We start from the raw sequence: 22889 nt of genomic DNA, 5'->3' as shown, positions 1-22889 counted from the left end.
GCGGACGGACGCCCCCAGGCTGAGGCTCAGTTCGACGCCGACGGGCTGATCAAGGGGCTGTCGGGCGGCGGCGGGTCGTCGGGCAGCGCGGGTTCGCGCACGACGGTGACGGTGCAGGCGCACTGGGTGACGACCTGCGCCGACACGCTCCCCAGGTAGCGCCGCATCATCGAGCTGGCGCGGGCGCCCATCACGACGTGGTCGACGCCGGTCCGGGCGGCGAATTCGATCAGCGCGTCGGCGGCGTCGGGCGCCTCCAGCACGTGGAAGGTGAGCCGCCCGTCCTCGAGCGCGAGCTCGCGCGTCATCGGATGCGCCCAGTTCTTCAGCGCGATCAGCTGCTGCACATGGTGGCTGCGGCCATGCGCGTCGGTGAGCTCGTCCATGCCGATGCGGTTGGTCTTCATCACGCCGACGCAGGCCAGGCGCGCGCCGGGCTCGGTCTGCATCAGGCGGCGCACGACCTCGCGCAGTTCCTCCAGCAGGGCCGGGGTGGCGCCCTGGACGTCGACGGCGGCCATGATCACCGGGCTGCGCGCCACCTGCGCGCCGACCGAGGCCGGCGCGCGCGGCTCCTCGCCCATCGCCAGGAACCAGCGCTTGAAGCGCCGCACCAGCCCGCTGCGCTGCAGCTTGTGCGCGCGCGCCGTCAGCGGCACCGCGTCGGGCCGCTGCAGGTCCAGCGCGAGCTGCGCGGCGCTCTGGTAGCGGCGCTCAGCGCGCACCTCCAGGCAGTGCAGCACGATCTCCTGGAACCACGGCGGCAGTTCGGGCCGGATCGCGCGCGGCGGGATCGGGTCGACATAGAGCCGGCGCCGCAGCTGGCGCACCGAGTTCGGTTGACCGAAGGGCCGCTCGCCGGTGGACAGGTGGTAGAGCATCACGCCCAGCGCGAACAGGTCGCTGCGCGGATCGTTGCGCACGAACTGCACCTGCTCCGGCGACATGTAGGGCCCGGTGCCCATCGGCAGCGAGAACTCCTCCTCCAGCAGGTCGGGCAGGAAGTCGTGGCGCGACAGGCCGAAGTCGACCAGCACCACGGTGCCGTCGGGCCGCAGCAGGATGTTGCTGGGCTTGATGTCGAGGTGGACCAGGTGCTGGCGGTGCAGGTCGGTCAGCGCATGCGCGACCTGGATGCCGATTTCCACGACCTCCACCAGCGGCAGCGGCGCCTGGTCCAGGCGCGGGCGCAGGCTCTCGGCCTCGATGCGCTCCATGACGATGTAGGCCTGCCGGCGCCAGTCGCCGCGCGCGACGAAACGCGGCACGTGCGGCCCCTTGAGCGCCGGCATGATCATCTGCTCGACCTCGAAGCCGACGATGCTGGCCGGGTCCTCGCCGCCCTTGATGCGGGGGACCTTCATGATCAGCGGAAAGTCCTCGCCGGGAGGCGCGTCCGCGGGGGACTGCCGCCGCACCTGCCAGAGGTTGGCCATGCCGCCCTGGTGCAGCCGGGCCTCGAGCACGAAGCCGTCCAGCACCTGGCCGGGCTGCAGCGGCGCGGTGATGGGCGGAACCGGGGACGGGGCAGGCGACGGGGCGGGCGGCAAGGTGGCGTCGTTCATCGATTCAGCGGCCGGCGACGAGGCGCTGGGCGAGGCGGTCCGCGAGGCCGGCGGGCAGGCCGGGCGCGGCGCGCAGCGCGGCCGCGGCGGCTTCGACATCGTAGGGGACGCGCTGGAAGCTGAGCTCCTCGCTGTCGTGGTCGAACAGCGCGTAGGCCGCGGCCGGGTTGCCGTCGCGCGGCTGGCCGCAGGCGCCGGGGATGACCAGCCACTGCCGGTTGGGCAGCAGCGGGATCGGCACGCCCGGCTGGGGCCGGAAATCGCCCGCCTTGCCGGTGCCCGACAGGTGGTAGAGCATCGGCTCGTGCATGTGGCCGCAGAAGGTGTAGCGGCACTCGGTCGCGTGCAGGCTGCGCATCGCCTCCAGCCGCCCTTGCACATAGGCGAAGCCAGCCGGGTCGAAGGCGTTGGCGTGCACGTAGAGGCAGTCGTCCTCTTCCTCGGCCATCGGCAGGCTGGCAAGGAAGGCCAGCTGGTCCTCGGCCAGCCGCGCGCGCGTCCAGGCGATGGCGGCGCGCGCGTCCTCGTTCATCGTCGGACGCGGTCCCTGGGTGACGCCCAGGTCATGGTTGCCCGCGACGACGACCGCGCCCGCGGCGCGCAGCGCGCGGACCTGGTCCACCACCCAGCCGGGATCGCTGCCGTAGCCGACGTAATCGCCCAGGAGGGCGAAATGCCCCGCGCCCTGCCGCCGGGCGTGCTCGAGGACGGCCTCGAAAGCCTGGCGGTTGGCGTGCAGGTCGGAGATCAGAGCGGTTTTCATGAGCAGGCACAGGATGCCACGGACGGCTGACGCCAAGCTTCGCATGTTGGCGAGGACTGGGCGAGGACCGGGCGAGGGCCACCCTCATTGGAGCGCAAGGCACGGGCCGGGGCTCCCCCGAACCGGAGGGCCGCCCCCAGACCGGAGGGGGTGCTCCCCCTTCGGATGGGCGATGAACAGCGGGAGGCGCGGGTTTCACGCGTTGTGGCGCGCCAGCGCTTTGCTACCCTGGACGGCGACATGGCGCGCTGCGGGGGCGGACGGCTCCGCCGCCAGCGGCAGCGTCGGCACGGGAGAAGACAAAGATGACGACGTGGGGATTCGGGCGGCCGGACCGGCCCGCGCGCGGGCGCGTGGCGGCGGCGATCGATCGCTGGACGCGTGCGTCCTGGCGCGCTGCGTCCTGGCTGCTCTGCGCACTGGGCCTGGTCGCCGGGACGGCGCGGGCCGACTGCACACGTCCGATCCGGGTGCCGGTGGCGCCCATCGGCATGAGCGTGGTGACCTCGGGCGGCGAGGTCAGCGGCGTCTTCCCGGAGCTGATGCGCAAGGTGGCCGCGGAGACCGGCTGCCAGTTCGAATTCACCGTCGTGCCGCGGGCGCGCGTCGAGGCGATGTTCGCCGCCAACGGCGCCGACGTCCTGGTGCCGGCGACCCGGACCTCCAAGCGCGACCTGCACGGCGACTTCATTCCGGTGATGAAGGCCCGGGCGCTGCTGATCTCGCTGGCGTCGGACCGCGCGCCGATCGAGAGCCTGGCCGAGCTCGCCCAGCGCCGCGAACTGCGCGTGGCGGTGGTGCGCGGTTTCGACTATGGCGAGCCCTACCTGGAGCTGCTCAGGACGCTCAAGGCGCAGCGCCGCCTGGTGGTCGAGGCCGATCCGGCGGCGGTCGTGCGTGCGCTGGAGCGCAGCCTGGCCGACGTCACGGTGATGGCGCCGTCGATCCTGGCGGGAACGCTGCTGCAGGACTCGCGCACGCGGCCGCTGCTGGAACGGCTGCGGCTGGAGCCGGTGACCGAGCTCACCTGGACCGACAGCGGGATCTACCTGTCGCGCCACCTGGTGGCGAAGGACCGCGAACTGCTCGCCGACGCGCTCGAGCGCAGCGCGCGTTCGGGCGCGGCCTGGAAGACCGTGCAGAAGCACTACCCGGCGGGCTCCTACGAGGAAGGGCTCAAGCCGCTCGCTGTCGCGAAGTAGCGCGGCCACGCCGCACGGAAAAAGGCCCGCGCGAGGTGGGCCTGGTCGTGCCGGTGGGGCCTTTCACCGCTCAGCCGATCCGGCCCAGCAGCAGGTACTCCATCAGCGCCTTCTGCACGTGCATGCGGTTCTCGGCCTCGTCCCAGACCACCGATTGCGGGCCGTCGATCACCTCGGCGGCGACCTCCTCGCCACGGTGCGCCGGCAGGCAGTGCATGAACAGCGCGTCGGGCTTGGCCACGGCCATCATGTCCGCGTCGACGCACCAGTCCGCGAAGGCGGCGCGGCGCGCCTCGTTCTCGGCCTCGTAGCCCATGCTGGTCCAGACGTCCGTGGTCACCAGGTCCGCGCCGCGGCAGGCTTCCTTGGGGTCCTGGAAGACCTTGTAGCAGCGGGTGTCCTTGATGCCGGCGACCGCGGGATCGATCTCGTAGCCGCTGGGCGTGCTCACGTGCACCGTGAAGCCCAGGATCTCCGCCGCCTGCAGCCAGGTGTTGGCCATGTTGTTGCCGTCGCCGACCCAGGCCACCACGCGCCCCTTGAGGCAGTCCATGTCGATCGCGCCGCGGCGGTCCATGCCGCGCTGCTCGATGAAGGTGAACAGGTCCGCCAGGATCTGGCAGGGGTGGTACTCGTTGGTCAGGCCGTTGATCACCGGCACCCGCGAGTGCGCCGCGAAGCGCTCCAGCTTGGTCTGCTCGTAGGTGCGGATCATCACGATGTCGACCATGCGGCTGATCACGCGGGCGCTGTCCTCGATCGGCTCGGCGCGGCCCAGCTGGCTGTCGCCGGTGGTCAGGTGCACCACCGAGCCACCCATCTGGTACATGCCCGCCTCGAAGCTGACGCGGGTCCGCGTCGAGGCCTTCTCGAAGATCATCGCCAGGGTGCGATCCTGCAGCGGCTGGTACTTCTCGTAGTTCTTGAAACGCCGCTTGATGATCGCGGCGCGATCGAACAGGTGGGCGTACTCTTCCGCGCGCAGGTCCTTGAACTGCAGGTAGTGACGCATGAGGCGGTCTCCCGGCTTCATGGCGTCGTCGCCGGCGCGGCCAGGAAGGCCTTCACCAGCGGCACCAGGCGCGCCGCGATCTCCGCGGCCTCGGCGCTGGACAGGATCAGCGGCGGCACCAGGCGGATGACCTTGTCGGCCGTCACGCTCAGCAGCAGGCCCGCGTCCATCGCCTGCGTCAGCAACACGCCGCAGGGGCGGTCCAGCTCGATGCCCAGCATCAGGCCCTGGCCGCGCACCTCGACGACGCCGGGCAGGCCCGCCAGGCCGTGCTCGATCGCCGCCTTCAGCTCGGCGCCGACGGTCGCGGCGTTGGCCAGCAGGCCGTCGGCCTCCATCACCGCCAGCGTCTCGACGCCGGCGCGCATCGCCAGCGGATTGCCGCCGAAGGTGGTGCCGTGGTTGCCCGGTCCGAAGACCTTGGCGGCCTTGTCGCCGCACACCACCGCGCCGATCGGCACGCCCGAGCCCAGGCCCTTGGCCAGCGGCATCACGTCCGGCACGATGCCGGCCCACTGGTGCGCGAACCACTTGCCGGTGCGGCCGATGCCGCACTGCACCTCGTCCAGCATCAGCAGCAGGTCGTGCTCGTCGCAGAGCTTGCGCAGGTCCTTCAGGAAGTCGACGCGCGCGGCGTTGATGCCGCCTTCGCCCTGGATGGTCTCCAGGAAGATCGCGGTCACGCCGGGATGGGCGGCGAGCGCCTGGCGCAGCGCCTCGATGTCGTTCAGCGGCACGCGGACGAAGCCCGGCACCAGCGGGCCGAAGCCGGCCTGGACCTTGGGATTGCCGGTCGCGGACAGCGTCGCGATCGAGCGGCCATGGAAGGCCTTCTCGAACACGATCACCTCGGGATTGGCGTTGCCGCGGTCATGGCCGTACTTGCGCGCGATCTTCAGCGCCGCCTCGTTGGCCTCCAGGCCCGAGTTGCAGAAGAACACGTTGGTCAGGCCCGACAGCGCGCAGAGCCTGGCGGCGAGCTGCTCCTGCAGCGGGACGTGGTAGTAGTTGCTGGTGTGGATCAGCTTGCCCACCTGGTCCCGCAGCGCCGCCACCAGCCTCGGATGGTTGTGTCCGAGCGTGTTGACGGCGATCCCGCCCAGGCCGTCCAGGTATCGTCGGCCGGCCGTGTCCCACACCCAGGCGCCTTCGCCGTGCGACAGGGCGATCGGCAGGCGGCCGTAGGTTTGCATCACATGGGGTTCGGTCGGGGCGGCGAACGAGGAGTCCGGGGCGTTCATCAAGTCTCCAGGAAGTAGGAGGGGCAGGGGAAAGCGGCCGATTCTACGGGTCGACCCTGGCGGGTGAGGAGATTCCTCCTGGACAGCGTCGGCAGGCCGGCTGACCAATGGGCGAGCAGAAGGCCATGTGTGCTGCGGCGCAACACATCCGAGGCACAATAGCGGTTTTGCCTGCCGCGGTTGACCCTCGTCAAAGGAGTGCCGCAGCCGCCGCGGGCCGGGACGCAGACCGAGTAGCCAATGACTGAGCAGCCCAAGCCGCGAGAAGTGTTCATCCAGGGGATCACCACGGATGGTCGCACCTTCCGCCCGAGCGACTGGGCCGAACGTCTGGCTGGCGCCATGTCCTGCTTTCGGCCCGGCGGCACCCGCAGCGGCCGAGACGCCTACCTCGGTTATTCCCCCTACTGCGTGCCGCGCGTCGTCAACGGTGTGAAGTGCGTGATCGTCAACGAGGCGCTGAAGTCGGTCGAGCCGATGGCCTGGGACTTCGTCATGAACTTCGCCCGCGACAACAAGCTGCAGGTCGTCGACGCCTGCCTGCTGCCCGACGGGCGCGAGTCCGGCAAGGCCTGAGCGACGGCCCCTCCCCGGGAGGGTGAAGGCCCGGCCCGATCGGGCCATCGTCAGCGCGCCCCTCCTCGCCTACGCTGCCGGGTTCCCCGCGACCCTTAGCCCGAGCGCCCGGACATGGCCGTCCTTCCCACCGACGCGGCCCCGCGGGCCGCGGCCGCCCTGCCGGAACTGCAGGAGTTGCTGCGCCTGATCGATCAGGGGGGATCGATGCTGCAGGCCCGCGAGTTGGCGAGCGTCGCCACCTCCGCCGGCGCGCTGCCGGTGATCGGCGTGACCCTGGGCAACCCCGATCCGTCGGTTCCTGCGCTCGGCTTCATCGGCGGCGTCCATGGGCTGGAGCGCATCGGCGCGCAGGTGGTGCTGGCCTACCTCGGCAGCCTGGTGCGGCGGCTGCGCTGGGATCTGAGCCTGCACCAGCAGCTCGAGTCGCTGCGGCTGGTGTTCCTCCCCGTGGTCAATCCGGGCGGCGTCCAGGCCGGCACGCGCGCGAACCCGCGAGGCGTGGACCTGATGCGCAACGCGCCCCAGGATGCCGACCGCGGCGTGCCCTTCCTGATCGGCGGGCATCGCCTGACCCGGCAGCTGCCGTACTTCCGTGGCCCGGGCGGTGGGCCGATGGAGGTGGAGAGCGAGGCCCTGTGCCGCTTCGTCCGCGAGGAGCTGCTGGGGCGACCGGTCGCGGTGTCCATCGACTTCCACAGCGGCTTCGGCCTGCGCGACCGCATCTGGTTCCCGTACGCGCGCACGCGCCGGCCGATGCGCCACCTCGCGGAGATCCATGCGCTGTGCGAGGTGCTCGATCAATGCCTGTCCCCGCATCCCTACGTGATGGAGCCGCAGAGCCGGCATTACCTGACCCATGGCGACCTGTGGGACCACCTGTACGACGAGGCGCTCTCCCTTGATCGAGGGATCTTCCTGCCGATGACGCTCGAAATGGGGTCATGGCTGTGGGTCAAGAAAAATCCGCGCCAGCTACTCTCCCGGCACGGCATGTTCAACCCGCTGATCGAACATCGACAGCAACGGGTCTTGCGCCGGCACATGGCTTGGATGGATTTCATGACTCGCGCGACGCAGAGCGCGTTCCGGTGGCTGCCGGGGCCGGACACACGAATCGATCACGGGGAGCAGGCGTTGATCCGCTGGTATCGGAGGACGGTCCGATGAGCATGCACACCTGGGTGCTGCTGCGTGGCCTGACACGCGAGAGCGGCCATTGGGGCGACTTTCCGGCGCGCCTGCAGCGTGCGTTGCTGGTGCAGCAGCCCGATGCGCGACTGGAGTTGCTGGACCTGCCCGGCAATGGCGACAAGCACCGGCAGAGCAGTCCCACCCATGTGGACGCGATGATGGAGGCCTGCCGCGCGGAGCTGCGCCGGCGCGGCGTGCCGCCGCCGTACCAGGTGCTGGCGATGTCGTTGGGCGCGATGGTCGCCAGCGAGTGGGCGGCGCGGCATCCGGGCGAGCTCGACGGCGTCGTGCTGATCAACACGAGCCTGCGGCCGTTCAGCGCCTTCTTCCGGCGGCTGCGGCCGTCGAACTACTGGTCCTTGCTGATGCTGAGCCTGACGCGGCTGAGCCTGCGCCGGCGCGAGGCCAAGGTGCTGCAGATGACGACGCGGCTGCAGCGCCAGCCCGACCAGGTGATTGATGACTGGGTCTCGATCCAGCGANCAATGCGCTGCGCCAGCTGCTGGCGGCAGCGCGCTACAGAGCCAGCCTGGCCAAGCCCGAGCCGCCGATGCTGCTGCTGTGCAGCCAGGGTGATTCGCTGGTGGACTGGCGCTGTTCGCAGGCCATCAGCCGCGCCTGGGGGGCGCCGCTGCGGCTGCACAAGCACGCCGGCCACGACCTGCCGCTGGATGATGGTGACTGGGTGGCGCGCAACGTCGTGGACTGGCTCCACGTGCGCGAGGTGGTCGGCCAGATCACCACCCCCATGCCGCTCTGATGCGGGAATGAAAAAGCCCGCCGGGTGGCGGGCTCTTCGTGCACCAGAGCTGGAACTTGGTTATCAGGCGGCCAGCGCCTTGATCTTGGCGGACAGGCGGCTCTTATGACGAGCAGCCTTGTTCTTGTGGAAGATGCCCTTGTCGGCGACCGAATCGATCACGGGCTGGGCGGTCTTGAACAGGTCGGCGGCCTTGGCCTTGTCGCCAGTGACGATCGCCTTTTGCACGTTCTTGATGACCGTGCGGAACTTCGAACGCAGCGCCGAGTTGGCGGCGTTCAGCTTGACGTCTTGACGTGCGCGCTTGCGGCCCGAGGCCAGACGCACGGTTTTCTTCTTGGCTTTGGAAGAGCTTGCCATTGTCTTATGGGTCCAGTTGGTGCAAAGACGGCGAGTATAGCAGCCAGGAATGGAAAAACCAAATCCGCGGCATTGCGCCTGAGCAGGACACCCATAATGCGCGGTCGCCCGCCGGGCACCCCCGCGCCTTTGCACTCCGCCGCGCCGCTCCCCGCATGAATCTGCTCCGCACCGCCTCCGTCGTCTCGATCTTCACGCTGTTGTCCCGCATCACCGGGCTGGTCCGCGAGCAGATGGTGGCCGGCCTGTTCGGCGCGAACGCGATGACCGACGCCTACAACGTCGCCTTCCGCATTCCCAACATGCTGCGGCGGCTGTTCGCCGAAGGCGCGTTCGCGCAGGCCTTCGTGCCGGCGCTGGCCGCGGCCCGCGCCAGGGACGGCGATGACGCTACCCGGCACCTGATCGACGCCGTCGCGACGGTGCTGCTGTGGGCGCTGCTGGCGACCTGCGTGCTGGGCGTCGTCGGCGCGCCGGTGCTGGTGTGGGCGCTCGGCGCGGGCCTGTCCGCGCCCGCCCACGAGGCGGCCGTTGTGATGACGCGCTGGATGTTCCCCTACATCGGCTTCATGTCGCTGGTGGCGCTGTCGGCAGGCATCCTGAACACATGGAAGCGCTTCGTCGTGCCCGCGGTAACGCCGGTGCTGCTGAACCTGGCCTCGCTCGCCTGCGGCTACGGGCTGGCGCCGATGCTCGAGCGCCATGGCTACGCGCCGATCTATTCGCTGGCGGTGGGCGTGATGGTGGGCGGGCTGCTGCAGCTCGCGCTGCAGGTGCCGGCGCTGACGAAGATCGGACTGATGCCGCGTTTCGCGCTGGGCCTGTCCGGCCTGCGCCGCGCCGCCGCCGACGAGGGCGTGCGCCAGGTCTTGCGCAAGATGGGGCCGGCGCTGCTGGGCGTCGGCGTGGCGCAGCTGTCGCTGCTGATCAACACGCAGATCGCGATCGCGGTGGGCGAGGGTGCCGCGTCCTGGCTGACCTACGCGGACCGGCTGATGGAATTCCCGATCGCGCTGCTCGGCGTCGCGCTGGGCGTGGTGCTGACGCCGCAGCTGGCCGCCAGCACCGCCAAGGGCGAGACCGAGAAGTACTCGGGCCTGCTCGACTGGGGCCTGCGCCTGACGCTGCTGCTGGCGCTGCCCTGCGCGGTCGCGCTGGTGGTCTTCGCCGAGCCGCTGGTGGCGGTGCTCTATCAGCGCGGCGCCTTCCGGGCCGCCGACGTCACCAGCACCGCCCACGCGGTCATGGGCTACGGGCTCGGGCTGATGGGGCTGGTGTCGATCAAGGTGCTGGCGCCCGGCTTCTACGCGCGCCAGGACATGCGCACGCCGGTGCGCATCGCCGTCGGCGTGCTGGTGCTGACGCAGCTCTTCAACGCGATCTTCGTCTTCGGCTTGCAGATCGGCGTCGCCGGCCTGTCGCTGTCCATCGGCCTGGGGGCGGTGGTCAACGCGCTGCTGCTGCTGCGCGGGCTGCGCCGGCTGGGCACCTACACGCCGGAAGCCGGCTGGGCGCTGTTCCTGCTGCGCGTGCTGATCGCCAGCGCGGCGATGGGCGCGCTGCAGTGGTGGCTGGCCGGGCACTTCGCCTGGGTCGGCGGCAAGGGCTTCCACTTCGAGCTGGCGCGCGCCGGGTGGATGGCGTTGAGCCTCGGGGCGTCGGCCTTGCTGTATTTCGGCGTGCTGCTGTTGCTGGGCGTGAAGCTGCGCCACTTCGCGCGGCGGGCCTGATCGCCGGGCGCGAGTTTCCGGACCCGGGAACCGCGCCGACGACGCCGCCAGGCCAGGGCGTAGACTCGGGCGCATGAGTTCGCCCCTGCAGTGGACGGTGCCGTCGGCGCTGGACTATTTCTCGACGCTGGTTGCCGACGACGACACGCTGAACCTGGCCGAAGCCGCCGCCGCGATCGCGCTGGACGATGTCCCCCGGCTGGACGTGCAGCAGGTGATGGCGGAGCTGGACCGGCTCGGCGAGCGGCTGCGCCAGCGCCTGCCGGCCGACGCGCCGCCGAGCCATCGGCTCCGGATGCTCAACCAGTACTTCCATGGCGAGCTCGGCTTCGCGGGCAACGTCAACGACTACTACGCGATCGGCAACAGCTACCTGCACCAGGTGCTGGCGACGCGGCGCGGCATCCCGATCACGCTGGCGATCATCTACATGGAGCTGGCGGCCCATGTCGGCCTGCGGGTCAAGGGCGTCAGCTTCCCGGGGCACTTCCTGATGAAGCTGCGGCTGCCGCAGGGCGAGGTCGTGCTGGACCCGTTCAGCGGGCGCTCGCTGGGGCGCGGCGAGCTCGACGAGTTCCTCAGCCCCTGGCGCGAGCGCGCCGGGCTGATGCCGCAGGAGCCGATGTCGCTGGATGCCTTCCTGGGGACCGCGTCGCCGCGCCAGATCCTGGCGCGCATGCTGCGCAACCTCAAGCAGATCCACATGGACCGGCAGGACCTGCCCCGGCTGCTGGCCGTGCAGCGCAAGCTGGTGGCGCTGCTGCCGGGGGACCGCGTCGAGCAGGTCGAGCTGGAGCAGTGCCTGCAGCAGATCCGCGACGGCGAAGGCGGGCCGGCGACCTTCCACTGAGGCCCGGTTTCCCTGCCCGTCCTTCGCCGTCCCCCACCTCCGGGTGGTCAGCGGGGCGGGAGGGTGGGAGGCGCCGCTTAGAATCGCGCTCCTTGAGGGCCGGGGCCTGGCATCGCCGCCGGGTCTCCCTCCATCCAACGCTGAAGTGGTTTGAAGCAGATCCCGCTGTCGCTCGGTCCCGAGCCCGACTACACCTTTGACACGCTCCTCACCGGCGCCAACACTGCGGCCCTCACGCACGTGCTGGGGCTGGGCGCGGGTTCGCCGCCGGTCTTCCTGTGGGGGCCGCCGGGCAGCGGCAAGACGCACCTGCTGCGCGCGCTCGCCCAGCACTGGCAACACGCCGGTGCCCAGGTCGGCTGGTACGACGCCGACACGCCGCTGCCCTGGGAACTGCCCACCCACCCCAGCCTGCTGCTGCTCGACGACACGCAGCGCTTCGACGACGGCCGGCAGCATGCGGCCTTCGCGCTGTTCGTCGAGGCCGCGACGCTGGGGCTGGCGGTCGTCTCGACCGGCACCGCGCCGCCGGTGGATCTCGCGCTGCGCGAGGACCTGCGCACGCGCCTGGGCTGGGGCCCGACCTTCGCGCTGGTGCCGCTGTCCGAGGCCGAGGTGCGCGCCGTGCTGCGCCGCGAGGCCGACCGCCGCGGCATCGCGCTGACCGACGACGTCATCGACTACCTGCTCACCCGCTACGCCCGCGACCTCAAGCACCTGATGACGCTGCTCGACGGGCTGGACGAATTCGCCCTGGCCAGCAAGCGGGCCGTCACCGTGCCGCTGCTGCGCCAGATGCTCGCCGACCAGGGCGCGCCCGCCTGAGGCGCGTCGTGCCGCCGGTTGCAACGATTTCAAGGTTTTTCAAGGACATCACGTGGACCTGACCCTGTTCGACCTGGACGGCACCCTGATCCCGCAGGACTCGGATCACGCCTTCGGCGCCTACATGGTGGAGATCGGCTGGGCCGACGGCGCCGCCTGGGCGGCCCGCAACGACGAGTTCTACGCGCAGTACCAGCGCGGCGAGCTCGACCTGGACGAATACGTCGAGTTCGCCACCTCTGTCTGGCGCGCCCGTCCGCTGGCCGAGGCCGAGGCTGCCCGCGCCGAATTCATGAGCCGGGTCGTCGCGCCGATGTTGCGCGACAATGCGCGCGCACTGGTGCAGCGCCACCTGGATGCCGGGGATCTCGTGGTCGTGGTGACCGCGACCAATGAATTCGTGACCGCGCCGATCGCCCAGGCCTTCGGCATCGACCACCTGATCGCCGTGCAACTGGAACGCGACGCGGCCGGCGCGTTCACCGGTCGCGTGCGCGGCACCCCGTCCTTCCAGGCGGGCAAGATCGTGCGCGTGAACGAGTGGCTGGCCGCGCAGGGCCGGCGCTGGGAGGATTTCGAGCGCGTGCATTTCTACAGCGACTCGATGAACGACCTGCCGCTGCTGGAGCGGGTCAGCCATCCGGTGGCGACCAATCCCACCGCGGCCCTCGAGACGCTGGCGCGCGAGCGCGGCTGGCCGATATTGAAGCTGTTCGAATGATTAAAAAACTGATCAACAAGCTGTTGGGCAAGCCCGAGGGGACCGCCACGCCGCTGGGCAAGCGGGTGGAAATCGCCGCCGAGGAGCACCGCATCGATCCGGCGCTGCTGGACGAGCGCGGCGTCAAGGTCGTCAAGGGGCTGACCGACGCGGGCTTCGAGGCCTACATCGTCGGCGGCGCCGTGCGCGACCTGCTGCTGGGACGCCGGCCCAAGGACTTCGACGTCGCCACCGACGCCACGCCGGAACAGGTCAAGAACCAGTTCCGCCGCGCCTTCATCATCGGCCGGCGCTTCCGCATCGTCCACGTGGTCTACGGCCGCGGCCGCGAGCACGAGGTCATCGAGGTCTCGACCTTCCGGGCGCTGCTCAAGGAGGACGATGCCGAGCAGGTGCAGGGCAACGAGAAGACGTCCAAGAGCGCGCTGGACGGCAAGTCGCACGTCGTCGACGCGTCCGGCCGGGTGCTGCGCGACAACGTCTGGGGCCCGCAGATCGAGGACGCCGCGCGCCGCGACTTCACCGTCAACGCGATGTACTACGACCCGCAGCGCGAGCTGGTGGTCGACTACCACGGCGGCCTGGCCGATGCGCGCAAGAAGGTGCTGCGCATGATCGGCGACCCCGAGACCCGCTACCGCGAGGACCCGGTGCGCATCCTGCGCGCGGTGCGCTTCGCCGCCAAGCTGGGGTTCACGATCGAGCCCAAGACGCGCGCGCCGATCGTGGCGATGGGGCCGCTGCTCGCGAACGTGCCGCTGTCGCGGATGTTCGACGAAATGATCAAGCTGCTGCAGACCGGCCACGCGCTGGCCAGCATCGAGGAACTGCGCAAGCAGGGCCTGGCGCGCGGCGTGTTCCCGATCCTGGACGCGGTGCTGGACAAGGACGGCGCGCTGCCCGACAACGTGCACGGCAAGTTCGTCCGGCTGGCGCTGGAGGACACCGACAAGCGGGTGGCCGAAGGCCGCTCGGTGGCGCCGAGCTTCATGCTCGCCTGCATGCTGTGGGGCGAGGTCCAGCAGCGCTGGCAGCGCCTGATCGACGGCGGCGAAGGCGCGGTGCCCGCGCTGCAGCAGGCCATCGACCTGGTCTTCGACGCGCGCGTGGGCGACATCTCCGGCCGCGGCAAGCTGGCCGCGGACATGCGCGAGATCTGGATGATGCAGCCGCGCTTCGAGCGCCGCACCGGCAGCGGCCCGCACCGCCTGATCGAACAGCCGCGCTACCGCGCCGGCTTCGACTTCCTGGCGCTGCGCGCCGAGGCGGGCGAGATTGATCCGGCGCTGGCCGACTGGTGGGAGGACTTCGCGCTGGGCAGCGAGGACGACCGCCGCGCGCTGCTCGACCAGGCGCGCGAGACGCAGCGCCAGACCGGTCCGCGCAGCAAGCCCAAGGCGGGCGGCGGACGGGTGCATTCGGTGCCGCGTGGTTCGGTGGCGGCCGGCAACGTGCCGGCGGTGCCGGTGGCCGGCGAATCGGCCGCGGCCTTGCCCATCGATCCCGAGGCGATGGACGGGGAGGGTGGCACGGCCCATCCGGCCAAGAAGCGCCGCCGTCGTCGCAAGCCGAAGTCGGCGGGTGCCGGCGAAGCGTCGAGCGCCCCGCCGGCGTCCTCCGCCGACGAATGATCACGGCCTACGTCGGCCTGGGCGCCAACCTCGGCGACCTGCGGCGCACGCTGGAGGCGGCGCTGGCCGACCTCGCCGACCTGAAGGACGTGAGCGTCGAGGCCGTCTCCGGCGCCTGGCGCAGCGCGCCGGTCGGCTGCGAGGGGCCCGACTATCTCAATGCGGTCGCGCGCGTGCGCACCGGCCTGGCCCCGCTGGCCCTGCTCGAGGCGCTTCAGGCCATCGAGCAGCGCCACGGGCGCGAGCGGCCCTATGTCAACGCGCCGCGCACGCTCGACCTCGACCTGCTCCTCTACGGCGACGAGACCCTCGCCCTCGAACGCCTGACCGTGCCTCATCCGCGGCTGCATCAGCGCGCCTTCGTCCTCAGGCCCTTGCTGGAACTCGATCCGGCGTTGACCGCGCCGGGACTGGGCGCCCTGCGGAGCCATCTGCCCGGCGTCGCCGCCCAGGCGATCGAACGCGAGGACGAGCCGTTGCGCCGGCCCCATGGCCCGTTCGGGCCCCAGGCCGCTACACTTGCCGGTTTTCCGTGACACGGAAATGAACCATTTGTGACGATCCGGCGTGGATCGCACCGCGCGGAGCCTCCCCATGTTTTTCGGCAAGCTGCTGCCCCGTGAGGGCAATTTTTTTGAACTGTTTAATGAGCACGGCACGCAGATCGTGGAAGGCGCCCGCGCCTTCATGCTCATGATCCAGAACTACAACGACCTGACGCTGCGCGAGAAGTACGCCGCCGAGGTCGACAAGGCCGAGCACCACGCCGACCGCATCACCGCCGAGGTGAACCGGCTGCTGCACCGGACCTTCATCACGCCGATCGACCGCGAGCAGATCCACGGCCTGATCAACGCGATGGACGACATCCTGGACCTGCTGCAGGACTCCAGCGAAACCATGCAGCTCTACGACGTGCGCTCCATCCCCGACGAGGTGCTGCGCCTGGGCGAGCTGTCGGCCAAGTGCTGCGAACGCGTCAAGCATGCCGTCACGCTGCTGCCCAAGCTCAGCGAGCCGCACACCGCCGAAGCCGCCATCAAGGCCTGCGAGGAGATCGACAAGCTCGAGTCCGATGCCGACCGCGTGATGCGCGCCGCGATGTCCAAGCTGTTCCGCGAGCAGGAGGACGTGCGTGAGCTGATCAAGCTCAAGGCCATCTACGAGCAGCTGGAGTCGATCTCCGACCGCTGCGAGGACGTGGCCAACCTGATCGAGGGCATCGTCCTCGAGAACTCCTGATCCGATAGCGGAGCGTCTGCTATGGGAACGATGCAGGTGGCCTTCTGGGTCGTGGCCATGCTGGTGGTGCTGGCCATCGCCTTCGACTTCATGAACGGCTTCCATGATGCGGCCAACTCGATCGCGACGGTCGTGTCGACCGGCGTGCTCAAGCCGCAGCAGGCCGTGCTGTTCGCGGCCTTCTTCAACGTGATCGCGGTGCTGTTCTTCGAGCTGAAGGTGGCGGCGACGATCGGCAAGGGCTCGATCGACGCGGGCATCGTCGATCACCATGTGATCTTCGGCGCCTTGATCGGCGCGATCGCATGGAACGTGATCACCTGGTTCTACGGCATCCCGTCGAGCTCGTCGCACGCGCTGATCGGCGGCCTGGTGGGCGCGGCGATCGCCAAGGCGGGCACCAAGGGCCTGATCATGAGCGGCATCGGCAAGACGGTGCTGTTCATCTTCGTGTCGCCGCTGCTGGGCTTCCTGCTCGGCTCCTTGCTGATGGTGGCGGTGGCCTGGCTGTTCCGGCGCAGCTCGCCGCTGCGCGTGGACAACTGGTTCAGACGGCTGCAGCTGGTTTCGGCCGGCCTGTACAGCCTGGGCCACGGCGGCAACGACGCGCAAAAGACGATCGGCCTGATCTGGATGCTGCTGATCGCGTCGGGCTACGCGAGTGCCGGCGAGCACTCGCCGCCGACCTGGGTGATCGTCGTCTGCTACCTGGCCATCGGCCTGGGGACCATGTTCGGGGGCTGGCGCATCGTCCGCACGATGGGGCAGAAGATCACCAAGCTCAAGCCGGTGGGCGGCTTCTGCGCGGAAACCGGCGGAGCGATCACGCTGTTCCTGGCCACCGCGTTGGGGATCCCGGTGTCGACGACGCACACCATCACCGGCGCCATCGTCGGCGTGGGCTCGACGCAGCGCGCGTCGTCGGTGCGCTGGGGCGTGGCCGGCAACATCGTCTGGGCCTGGATCTTCACGATCCCGGCGTCGGCCTTCATCGGCGGGCTGTTCTACTGGATCAGCTTCACGCTGTTCTGAGCGGGCTGGGGCGGGCTGCGCTCGCGGGCGGCTACTGGCTGATCTCGCGGGCGGCTTCGACCTGGGATTCGAAATAGCGCTGCGCCGAGAACGCGATCGTCGCCATCAGGCAGGCGCCGCCCACCATCAGGCAGGCGATGACGCCGAGGATCGGCAACCAGCCGGTCTTGCGCACCGGCTGGCCCGGATTGAAGCGCTCGGCCCAGCGTTCGTCCGGCATCAGGCCGTAGACGATGCCGGCCAGCATGCTCTGCGCCAGCATCAGCCCCAGCAGCGGAATCAGGAACCAGGCCGCGACGTCGTCCTGGCCCAGGGTGTCCATCCGGTGGACGCCATACAGCCCCAGCAGCGTCGGCAGCGGGTGCAACCAGCCCAGCCGGTCGCCGAAGCCGTGGAGATAGAAGCGGTGCGCCCCGAGGCTGCCGAGCGCGAAGCTCAGCCAAGTGGCCACGGTCTTGGACTTGGCGTCCGCACCGCCGCCGTCGGTCGGGGCGAGGGCGCTCATGCGGCGGGCGTCGGGTCCGGGGTGGCCGGCGCGGTCGCCGGGACGGCGCCGGTGGGCGAGCTGGTGTCGCCCTGGCCCAGCTGGCGCTGCATCAGCACCACGTCCAGCCACTTGCCGAACTTCCATCCGGCGGCCTTCATGATGCCGACGTCCTCGAAGCCGTGGCTGCGGTGGACACCGATGGAGCCCAGGTTCTGCGAATCGCCGATGACGGCGATCATCTGCCGCGCGCCGGCGGCTTCGCAGCGCGCGATCAACTCCGCCAGCAGCAGGCGGCCGACGCCTTGTCCCTGCGCCTGCGGCGCGAGGTAGATCGAGTCCTCGACGAAATAGCGATAGGCCAGCCGCGGGCGGAAATAGTTGGCATACGCGTAGCCGAGCACCTGTCCGTCACGCTCCGCGACCAGGTAGGGCAGGCTGCGGCTGAGCACCTCGGTCCGGCGGCGGGCCATCTCGGCGCGATCGGGGACGTCGGTCTCGAAAGTGCCGGTGCCGTGCAGCACCGCGTGTTCGTAGATCTGCTGGATCGCGGCGATGTCGCCTTCCAGGCTGGGGCGGATCAGGAGCGGGGAGGAACTGCTGGTGGTTGTCGTCATTGGGGGAGGAGGACAAAGCGTCAAGAGCGAGTTTATAATGCCGGGTTTTGGCGCTGGCCCCTGGGTGTGGCTGTCACGCTTCGAAGCTTCCTGATCCGGGGCTGAGGGGGCGAAGGACGGACCGGGGGCGTATCTACGGTGCCAGCTGCCGACCTGTCCCGGGGACTCGATGCGCGACACACGCGCTCCCCGCACGGAACGGTCGGTTCATTGTCTGCTTGCCCCTGTGTGTCTCCCTGGTGCGGTGGAACGCTCAAAACCTGAAGGATAGATCATGGTCGTGATTCGACTCTCCCGCGGTGGCTCCAAGAAGCGTCCGTTCTACAACATCGTCGTGACCGACAGCCGCAACCGCCGCGACGGCCGCTTCATCGAGCGCGTTGGCTTCTACAACCCGGTCGCCTCCGGCAATGCCGAAGGCCTGCGCGTCTCGCAAGACCGCGTGTCGTACTGGGTCGGCGTGGGCGCCCAGCTGTCGCCGGCCGTCGCCCGCCTGGTCGACGTGTCCAAGAAGGCTGCCGCTCCGGCCGCCGCCGCTGCCTGATCCTCGGATCGCAGTGATGAAGCAGGCGCCTGACGACGTGATCGAGTCCTCCCCGGCCTTTCCGGAAGACGCCATCGAAGTCGGGCGCGTGCTGGACGCCTGGGGCATCAAGGGCTGGTTGAAGATCCTCAGCCACTCCGCCGATGCCCAGGCGCTCTTCGCCTCTCGCCGCTGGTTCCTGAAGCCCAGCGAGAAGGCCCTGCCGGGCAAGCCGCATGTCGTGCCCCCCGTGCTCAAGATCCTGGCTGTCCGCGACCATGCGGACGGCATCGTCGCCCAGGTGGAGGGCGTGGCCGACCGCAACGGCGCCGAAGCGCTCAAGGGCGCCCGCATCTTCGTCTCGCGCAGCGTGTTCCCCGAGACGGACGACGGCGAGTTCTACTGGGTCGACCTGATCGGCATGTCGGTCGTCAACAAGGACGGCACGACGCTGGGCGAGGTGATCGACCTGATCGACACCGGCCCCCACTGCGTGCTGCGCATCCTGCCCGCCGGCAAGACCGCGCCGGTCAAGCCCGATGAAGAGATCCTGATCCCGTTCGTGAACGCCTATGTCGGCGACGTCGACAAGGCCGCGCGGGTCATCCCGGTCGACTGGGATCTCGACTACTGAAGCCGCGGGCCTGACTGCCCATGCGCTTCGACGTTCTCACCCTGTTCCCCGAACTCTTCGACCCCTTCCTGCGGGTCGGCGTGACGCGTCGCGCCTATGAGAGCCGGCAGGTCGACGTGCGTCTGTGGCAGATGCGCGATTACGCCGAGGACAACTACCGCCGCGTCGACGACCGCCCCTTCGGCGGTGGACCCGGCATGGTGATGCTGGCCGCGCCGCTGGAGCGCGCACTGGCTGCCGTGAAGGCCGACCGCGCCACCACCCATCCGGGTGCCCCCGCCGTGATCCATTTCAGCCCGACCGGCCGCCGGCTCGACCAGGCGCTGGCGCGCGAGTTGGCCGTGGGCGAGGGCGCCATCCTGCTGTGCGGCCGCTACGAGGGCATCGACCAGCGCGTGCTGGACCGCCACGTGACGATGGAGATCAGCCTGGGCGACTTCGTGCTGTCGGGCGGCGAACTGCCGGCGATCGCGATGCTGGATGCCATCGCCCGCTTGCAGGACGGCGTGCTCAACGATGCCGCCTCGCACCAGCAGGACAGCTTCTCCGACGGCCTGCTGGACTGCCCGCACTTCAGCCGCCCCGAGGTCCTGGAAACGCCCGAAGGCCCGTTGCCGGTGCCGCCGGTGCTGCTGTCCGGCCACCATGCCGAGATCGCGCGCTGGCGCCGCGAGCAGTCGCTGGCGCTGACCCTGGCGCGTCGCCCGGAGCTGATCGAGGCCGCGCGCCGCGACGGCCGGCTCGACAAGAAGGACGAGAAATTCCTCGCCTCGCTCGCCGGTGGGACGGCTGTCAGGCCGCACAAAGTTTGACGGTCGCCCGTCCACGTCTATAATCGCCGGTTTTGCCGATCCTCTACCGGGCTGATGGGGCAAGGGCAGTACAGGACCACGGGAAACCAGGGTCCAGGGTGCTGTTGGTTGAATCCCCACGCGGGCGGCGCCGAAGAAGTCTTTCGATGGCGGCCAGTCCTGGAATCATCCTGATTCGCGCCGGCACGATCACCAGGAGATCCTCGTGAATCTGATCCAGACCCTCGAGCAAGAAGAAATTGCTCGCCTGAACAAGACCATCCCCGCGTTCGCCCCCGGCGACACCGTGATCGTCAACGTGAACGTCGTCGAAGGCACCCGCAAGCGCGTGCAGGCCTACGAAGGCGTGGTCATCGCCCGCCGCAACCGCGGTCTGAACTCCAACTTCATCGTCCGCAAGATCTCGAGCGGCGAAGGCGTGGAGCGTACCTTCCAGCTGTACAGCCCCCTGATCGCCTCGATCGAGGTGAAGCGCCGCGGCGACGTCCGTCGCGCCAAGCTGTACTACCTGCGTGAGCGTTCGGGCAAGTCGGCGCGCATCAAGGAAAAGCTGTCCTTCAAGGCAGCCGAATAATCCTTCGGCGCACGCCCCCTCAAAGCCGCTCCAAGGCCCTGCCCGGAGCGGCTTTGTCGTTTCTGGCGTCCAATCGGGGCTTCGCGCCCCGGGCGCCCACGAACAAGTCCGGCTCACCGGACGATCCCGCCGCATGCCGACGCCTTCCCCCAGCCGTCCCGCCATCAAGGATCCCCGCATCGTTCCCGTCGCCGGCACCGATGCCCACCTGCCGGCCGTTCCGCCGGAGCGCCTGACCCCCGCCTGGCTGCGCCAGCGCTTCCTCCACCCGCCCGACATCGATCCGGAGATTCCCGGCGACGGCGGCATCTTCCCCGGCCGCACCACGACCCAGGCGGCGGTGCTGGTGCCGCTGGTCCAGCGGGCGTCCGGCCTGCAGGTGCTGCTGACGCAGCGCACCGCGCACCTGCGCGACCACGCCGGCCAGGTGAGCTTCCCCGGCGGCCGCGCCGAGCCCGAGGACGGCTCGCCCGAGCGCACCGCGCTGCGCGAGGCGCAGGAGGAGATCGGCCTGGACGAGCACCACGTCGACCTGATCGGCCAGTTGCCGGTCTATCGCACGGTGACCGCCTACGAGGTCACCCCGGTGGTCGCGCTGGTGCGGCCGGACTTCTCGCTGCGGCTGGACGCGTTCGAGGTGGCCGAGGCCTTCGAGGTGCCGCTGGCCTTCCTGATGAACCCGGCCCATCACCAGCGCCACAGCTTCGAGTACGAGGTCCCCGGCACGGAGGGCCCGCTGATGGGACGACGCCAGTTCCTCTCCATGCCGTGGACGGGGCCAGGTCTTGCGGTCTCGAACGCGGACCCCGACGTCGCCCTCACCGCGGCCAGTCCGAAGGAGTTCTTCATCTGGGGCGCGACGGCGGCGATGTTGCGCAATCTCTACCGCTTCCTGCAGGTCTGACGCCCGCTATCATCCCGGGCCATGAACTTCTTCGCGGTCTTGCTGGCGCTGGTGTGCGAGCAGCTCAAGCCTCTGCCGCACGGGAACCCGGTCCACCAGGGCATGATCGCCTGGGTGCGCTGGACCGGGCGCAACTTCGACGCGGGACGGTCGCATCACGCGGCCGTCGTGTGGACGATCACCGTCGTCGGCCCGGCGCTGCTGGTCGGCACGATCTACGCGCTGGTGCGCCCCTACAGCCTGCTGCTGTCGCTGGCGCTGGACGTGCTGGTGCTCTACCTGACGCTGGGCTTCCGCCAGTTCAGCCACTACTTCACCGACATCCGCGACGCGCTCGAGCGCGGTGACGAGCTCGAGGCCCGTCGCCTGCTGGCCGAGTGGCGCCACCTGGATGCCAGCGAGCTGCCGCGCACCGAGCTGCTGCGGCATGTGCTGGAGCACTCGCTGCTGGCGGCGCACCGGCATGTCTTCGGCGTCTTCTTCTGGTTCGTGCTGTTCTCGACGCTGGGCCTGGGGCCGGCCGGCGCAGTGCTGTACCGGATGGCCGAATTCGCCGGCCGCTACTGGGCCTTCAAGAGCCGCACGCTGGACGCGCCGACCAACGAGCGCCTGATGGCGCTGTCGCGCAAGCTGTTCGGCATGATCGACCACATCCCGGCGCGCCTGACGGCGACTGGTTTCGCCATCGTCGGCAACTTCGAGGAGGCGGTGAACGCCTGGCGTCGGGACGCGGCGCTCTGGGCGCATGACAACGAGGGCATCATCCTGGCCTCCGCGGCCGGCGCCGTCGGCGTGCAGCTGGGCGGCAGCGCCGCGCCGGGCGTGACCCCCGACCGCAGCAAGACCTTCGAGTCCGGCGGCGACATGGACGCCACCCGCGCCGAGGGCTCGACCGGCGGCGTGCCGCCGCAGCTGGGCCACCTGCAGAGTGTCGTCGGCCTGGTCTGGCGCTCGGTGGTGCTGTGGATGATGCTGCTGGCGCTGCTGACGCTGGCGAACCTGGTCGGCTGAACAACCGGTCAGGCGTCGCGCACGTCGGCGAGCACCTGCTGGCCGAAGTCGTCGCGCGCCAGGAAACGCAGCACGCGCGTCGCGGTGTCCTCGGCGCTGACGAGCTGGCCCTCGGCCTTGAACGCGGCGAAGCGGTCGCGGTCCGGGAACTTCGACGCATCGCCGCCGCGCAGCTGCGCCTGCATGTCGGTGTCGATGATGCCCGGCGCCAGTGACACGACACGCGCCGCCCGCTCGCCCTGCGCGGCCTTGTGTTCCTCGTCCAGCGCCATCGCGCGGCTGAGGTTGTCCATGCCGGCCTTGGCCGCGCAGTACAGCGCGCTGCCGGCCATCGCCCGGCGACCCAGCCCGGACGAGATGTTCAGCACCTTGCGCGCCGCCGGCCAATCGCGCGTGGCGTCGAGGAAGGCGGCGCTGAGCAGCACGGTGGCCTCCAGGCCGACGCGCAGCGCGGCGGACAGCACCTCCAGCGATTCCCCGTCGATCGGTCCCGGCGGCGTGACGACACCGGCGTTGTTGATCAGCGTGGCCGAGCGCCAGTCGCGCGGCTGCGTGCGCAGCCAGTCGGCCAGGTGCCGCGCGATCGTGAGCGGCGCGGACAGGTCGGCCTGCCACTGCTGCAGCGG

The 22889-nt window shown here is 70.0% G+C and carries 26 protein-coding genes; 18 read left to right on the top strand and 8 right to left on the bottom strand.

Annotation, left to right across the window (positions count from 1 at the left end; translation table 11 throughout):
- Window positions 1-26: 26 nt before the first annotated feature.
- Both ACTJKJ_RS03235 and ACTJKJ_RS03230 read right to left on the bottom strand, forming a co-directional pair.
- Window positions 27-1565 (bottom strand): serine/threonine protein kinase, encoded by a 1539-nt coding sequence (locus ACTJKJ_RS03235; protein ID WP_440819577.1) that lies wholly within the window; start codon window positions 1563-1565, stop codon window positions 27-29.
- A 4-nt stretch (window positions 1566-1569) separates the two neighbouring features.
- On the bottom strand, window positions 1570-2328 hold the full coding sequence (locus ACTJKJ_RS03230; protein ID WP_091723454.1) for a metallophosphoesterase family protein: 759 nt from the start codon (window positions 2326-2328) through the stop codon (window positions 1570-1572).
- Window positions 2329-2633: 305 nt separating this feature from the next.
- Here ACTJKJ_RS03230 and ACTJKJ_RS03225 point away from each other — a divergent pair, with 305 nt between their 5' ends.
- Complete coding sequence (locus ACTJKJ_RS03225) at window positions 2634-3530, top strand: substrate-binding periplasmic protein (RefSeq protein ID WP_440819576.1); 897 nt, start codon at window positions 2634-2636, stop codon at window positions 3528-3530.
- Between the two features lie 70 nt (window positions 3531-3600).
- On the opposite strand, the gene argF is transcribed toward ACTJKJ_RS03225, so the two are convergent.
- Window positions 3601-4563 (bottom strand): ornithine carbamoyltransferase, encoded by a 963-nt coding sequence (gene argF, locus ACTJKJ_RS03220; RefSeq protein WP_091723459.1) that lies wholly within the window; start codon window positions 4561-4563, stop codon window positions 3601-3603.
- Window positions 4560-5783 carry an aspartate aminotransferase family protein gene (locus tag ACTJKJ_RS03215; RefSeq protein ID WP_091723463.1) on the bottom strand — a complete coding sequence of 408 codons (1224 nt, stop codon included), beginning with the start codon at window positions 5781-5783 and terminating at the stop codon, window positions 4560-4562. Before ACTJKJ_RS03215 ends, argF begins: the two co-directional genes overlap by 4 nt.
- 240 nt (window positions 5784-6023) lie before the next feature.
- On the opposite strand from ACTJKJ_RS03215, the gene ACTJKJ_RS03210 reads away from it, so the two are divergent.
- The 3 genes from ACTJKJ_RS03210 (at window position 6024) to ACTJKJ_RS03200 (ending at window position 8422) form a co-directional block, all read left to right on the top strand.
- Window positions 6024-6359, top strand: coding sequence for a DUF3579 domain-containing protein (locus ACTJKJ_RS03210; protein ID WP_091723465.1), 336 nt, complete (start codon window positions 6024-6026; stop codon window positions 6357-6359).
- Between the two features lie 114 nt (window positions 6360-6473).
- Entirely contained in the window at window positions 6474-7529 is a 1056-nt protein-coding gene (locus tag ACTJKJ_RS03205) for a M14 family zinc carboxypeptidase (protein ID WP_147241561.1), read from the top strand.
- Window positions 7526-8422, top strand: a complete 897-nt coding sequence (locus ACTJKJ_RS03200) for an alpha/beta fold hydrolase (RefSeq protein WP_440819575.1) — start codon at window positions 7526-7528, stop codon at window positions 8420-8422. Before ACTJKJ_RS03205 ends, ACTJKJ_RS03200 begins: the two co-directional genes overlap by 4 nt.
- Here ACTJKJ_RS03200 and rpsT read toward each other — a convergent pair.
- The gene (rpsT, locus tag ACTJKJ_RS03195) at window positions 8377-8673 is read right to left on the bottom strand and encodes a 30S ribosomal protein S20 (protein ID WP_067066702.1); all 297 of its coding nucleotides are present in this window, start codon (window positions 8671-8673) and stop codon (window positions 8377-8379) included. The genes ACTJKJ_RS03200 and rpsT overlap by 46 nt on opposite strands.
- A gap of 155 nt (window positions 8674-8828) precedes the next feature.
- Between rpsT and murJ the strand changes: the two genes are divergently transcribed.
- The 8 genes from murJ to ACTJKJ_RS03155 all read left to right on the top strand — a co-directional run bounded on the left by murJ (window position 8829) and on the right by ACTJKJ_RS03155 (window position 16704).
- Window positions 8829-10403, top strand: coding sequence for a murein biosynthesis integral membrane protein MurJ (murJ, locus tag ACTJKJ_RS03190; RefSeq protein WP_440819574.1), 1575 nt, complete (start codon window positions 8829-8831; stop codon window positions 10401-10403).
- A 73-nt stretch (window positions 10404-10476) separates the two neighbouring features.
- On the top strand, window positions 10477-11253 hold the full coding sequence (locus ACTJKJ_RS03185) for a SirB1 family protein (RefSeq protein WP_091723472.1): 777 nt from the start codon (window positions 10477-10479) through the stop codon (window positions 11251-11253).
- 150 nt (window positions 11254-11403) lie between these two features.
- Complete coding sequence (locus ACTJKJ_RS03180) at window positions 11404-12078, top strand: HdaA/DnaA family protein (protein ID WP_091723475.1); 675 nt, start codon at window positions 11404-11406, stop codon at window positions 12076-12078.
- Between the two features lie 52 nt (window positions 12079-12130).
- The gene (locus ACTJKJ_RS03175) at window positions 12131-12799 is read left to right on the top strand and encodes an HAD family hydrolase (RefSeq protein ID WP_091723477.1); all 669 of its coding nucleotides are present in this window, start codon (window positions 12131-12133) and stop codon (window positions 12797-12799) included.
- Window positions 12796-14430, top strand: coding sequence for a polynucleotide adenylyltransferase PcnB (pcnB, locus tag ACTJKJ_RS03170; RefSeq protein WP_440819573.1), 1635 nt, complete (start codon window positions 12796-12798; stop codon window positions 14428-14430). The genes ACTJKJ_RS03175 and pcnB overlap by 4 nt, the downstream gene beginning before the upstream one ends.
- Entirely contained in the window at window positions 14427-14966 is a 540-nt protein-coding gene (gene folK / locus ACTJKJ_RS03165) for a 2-amino-4-hydroxy-6-hydroxymethyldihydropteridine diphosphokinase (RefSeq protein ID WP_297387398.1), read from the top strand. Before pcnB ends, folK begins: the two co-directional genes overlap by 4 nt.
- A gap of 58 nt (window positions 14967-15024) precedes the next feature.
- A complete protein-coding gene (locus ACTJKJ_RS03160; protein WP_091723483.1) occupies window positions 15025-15672 on the top strand; it encodes a DUF47 domain-containing protein in 648 nt (215 codons plus the stop codon).
- A 21-nt stretch (window positions 15673-15693) separates the two neighbouring features.
- Window positions 15694-16704, top strand: a complete 1011-nt coding sequence (locus tag ACTJKJ_RS03155; RefSeq protein ID WP_297387395.1) for an inorganic phosphate transporter — start codon at window positions 15694-15696, stop codon at window positions 16702-16704.
- 31 nt (window positions 16705-16735) lie between these two features.
- Here ACTJKJ_RS03155 and ACTJKJ_RS03150 read toward each other — a convergent pair whose 3' ends face one another.
- Entirely contained in the window at window positions 16736-17209 is a 474-nt protein-coding gene (locus tag ACTJKJ_RS03150) for an NINE protein (protein ID WP_440819572.1), read from the bottom strand.
- Complete coding sequence (locus tag ACTJKJ_RS03145) at window positions 17206-17805, bottom strand: N-acetyltransferase family protein (protein WP_440819571.1); 600 nt, start codon at window positions 17803-17805, stop codon at window positions 17206-17208. Before ACTJKJ_RS03145 ends, ACTJKJ_RS03150 begins: the two co-directional genes overlap by 4 nt.
- 274 nt (window positions 17806-18079) lie before the next feature.
- Here ACTJKJ_RS03145 and rpsP point away from each other — a divergent pair, with 274 nt between their 5' ends.
- From rpsP to ACTJKJ_RS03115, 6 genes are all read left to right on the top strand, one after another.
- Window positions 18080-18349 (top strand): 30S ribosomal protein S16, encoded by a 270-nt coding sequence (gene rpsP / locus ACTJKJ_RS03140; protein ID WP_091723493.1) that lies wholly within the window; start codon window positions 18080-18082, stop codon window positions 18347-18349.
- A gap of 16 nt (window positions 18350-18365) precedes the next feature.
- Complete coding sequence (gene rimM, locus ACTJKJ_RS03135; protein WP_183478652.1) at window positions 18366-18962, top strand: ribosome maturation factor RimM; 597 nt, start codon at window positions 18366-18368, stop codon at window positions 18960-18962.
- A 20-nt stretch (window positions 18963-18982) separates the two neighbouring features.
- The gene (gene trmD, locus ACTJKJ_RS03130) at window positions 18983-19774 is read left to right on the top strand and encodes a tRNA (guanosine(37)-N1)-methyltransferase TrmD (RefSeq protein WP_440819570.1); all 792 of its coding nucleotides are present in this window, start codon (window positions 18983-18985) and stop codon (window positions 19772-19774) included.
- 205 nt (window positions 19775-19979) lie between these two features.
- Window positions 19980-20348: a 50S ribosomal protein L19 gene (rplS, locus tag ACTJKJ_RS03125; RefSeq protein ID WP_091723501.1), complete on the top strand. Its 369-nt coding sequence runs from the start codon at window positions 19980-19982 to the stop codon at window positions 20346-20348.
- A gap of 133 nt (window positions 20349-20481) precedes the next feature.
- On the top strand, window positions 20482-21252 hold the full coding sequence (locus ACTJKJ_RS03120; RefSeq protein WP_440819569.1) for an NUDIX hydrolase: 771 nt from the start codon (window positions 20482-20484) through the stop codon (window positions 21250-21252).
- Between the two features lie 21 nt (window positions 21253-21273).
- Window positions 21274-22263 carry a CobD/CbiB family protein gene (locus tag ACTJKJ_RS03115; RefSeq protein ID WP_440819568.1) on the top strand — a complete coding sequence of 330 codons (990 nt, stop codon included), beginning with the start codon at window positions 21274-21276 and terminating at the stop codon, window positions 22261-22263.
- 8 nt (window positions 22264-22271) lie between these two features.
- On the opposite strand, the gene ACTJKJ_RS03110 is transcribed toward ACTJKJ_RS03115, so the two are convergent.
- Window positions 22272-22889: SDR family NAD(P)-dependent oxidoreductase (locus ACTJKJ_RS03110; protein WP_440819567.1), on the bottom strand; the 618-nt coding region annotated here is incomplete at its 5' end.

Origin of the sequence: Roseateles sp. 22389, assembly GCF_052044995.1 — a bacterium.
In the GTDB taxonomy this organism is placed as follows: domain Bacteria; phylum Pseudomonadota; class Gammaproteobacteria; order Burkholderiales; family Burkholderiaceae_C; genus Roseateles.
The sequence above is the reverse complement of the archived record's forward strand: the minus strand, read 5'-3'. Positions and strand labels throughout refer to the sequence as shown.

Excerpts from the sequence above, each read along its gene's own strand:
- rpsP (WP_091723493.1), top strand. The coding sequence starts at position 18,080 with ATGGTCGTGATTCGACTCTCCCGCGGTGGCTCCAAGAAGCGTCCGTTC.
- ACTJKJ_RS03145 (WP_440819571.1), bottom strand. The coding sequence starts at position 17,805 with ATGACGACAACCACCAGCAGTTCCTCCCCGCTCCTGATCCGCCCCAGC.
- folK (WP_297387398.1), top strand. The coding sequence starts at position 14,427 with ATGATCACGGCCTACGTCGGCCTGGGCGCCAACCTCGGCGACCTGCGG.
- ACTJKJ_RS03185 (WP_091723472.1), top strand. The coding sequence starts at position 10,477 with ATGAGTTCGCCCCTGCAGTGGACGGTGCCGTCGGCGCTGGACTATTTC.
- ACTJKJ_RS03205 (WP_147241561.1), top strand. The coding sequence starts at position 6,474 with ATGGCCGTCCTTCCCACCGACGCGGCCCCGCGGGCCGCGGCCGCCCTG.
- ACTJKJ_RS03115 (WP_440819568.1), top strand. The coding sequence starts at position 21,274 with ATGAACTTCTTCGCGGTCTTGCTGGCGCTGGTGTGCGAGCAGCTCAAG.
- pcnB (WP_440819573.1), top strand. The coding sequence starts at position 12,796 with ATGATTAAAAAACTGATCAACAAGCTGTTGGGCAAGCCCGAGGGGACC.
- rpsT (WP_067066702.1), bottom strand. The coding sequence starts at position 8,673 with ATGGCAAGCTCTTCCAAAGCCAAGAAGAAAACCGTGCGTCTGGCCTCG.
- ACTJKJ_RS03150 (WP_440819572.1), bottom strand. The coding sequence starts at position 17,209 with ATGAGCGCCCTCGCCCCGACCGACGGCGGCGGTGCGGACGCCAAGTCC.
- ACTJKJ_RS03155 (WP_297387395.1), top strand. The coding sequence starts at position 15,694 with ATGGGAACGATGCAGGTGGCCTTCTGGGTCGTGGCCATGCTGGTGGTG.
- ACTJKJ_RS03215 (WP_091723463.1), bottom strand. The coding sequence starts at position 5,783 with ATGAACGCCCCGGACTCCTCGTTCGCCGCCCCGACCGAACCCCATGTG.
- rimM (WP_183478652.1), top strand. The coding sequence starts at position 18,366 with ATGAAGCAGGCGCCTGACGACGTGATCGAGTCCTCCCCGGCCTTTCCG.
- ACTJKJ_RS03120 (WP_440819569.1), top strand. The coding sequence starts at position 20,482 with ATGCCGACGCCTTCCCCCAGCCGTCCCGCCATCAAGGATCCCCGCATC.
- ACTJKJ_RS03225 (WP_440819576.1), top strand. The coding sequence starts at position 2,634 with ATGACGACGTGGGGATTCGGGCGGCCGGACCGGCCCGCGCGCGGGCGC.
- ACTJKJ_RS03210 (WP_091723465.1), top strand. The coding sequence starts at position 6,024 with ATGACTGAGCAGCCCAAGCCGCGAGAAGTGTTCATCCAGGGGATCACC.
- ACTJKJ_RS03230 (WP_091723454.1), bottom strand. The coding sequence starts at position 2,328 with ATGAAAACCGCTCTGATCTCCGACCTGCACGCCAACCGCCAGGCTTTC.
- murJ (WP_440819574.1), top strand. The coding sequence starts at position 8,829 with ATGAATCTGCTCCGCACCGCCTCCGTCGTCTCGATCTTCACGCTGTTG.
- trmD (WP_440819570.1), top strand. The coding sequence starts at position 18,983 with ATGCGCTTCGACGTTCTCACCCTGTTCCCCGAACTCTTCGACCCCTTC.
- ACTJKJ_RS03160 (WP_091723483.1), top strand. The coding sequence starts at position 15,025 with ATGTTTTTCGGCAAGCTGCTGCCCCGTGAGGGCAATTTTTTTGAACTG.
- argF (WP_091723459.1), bottom strand. The coding sequence starts at position 4,563 with ATGAAGCCGGGAGACCGCCTCATGCGTCACTACCTGCAGTTCAAGGAC.
- ACTJKJ_RS03235 (WP_440819577.1), bottom strand. The coding sequence starts at position 1,565 with ATGAACGACGCCACCTTGCCGCCCGCCCCGTCGCCTGCCCCGTCCCCG.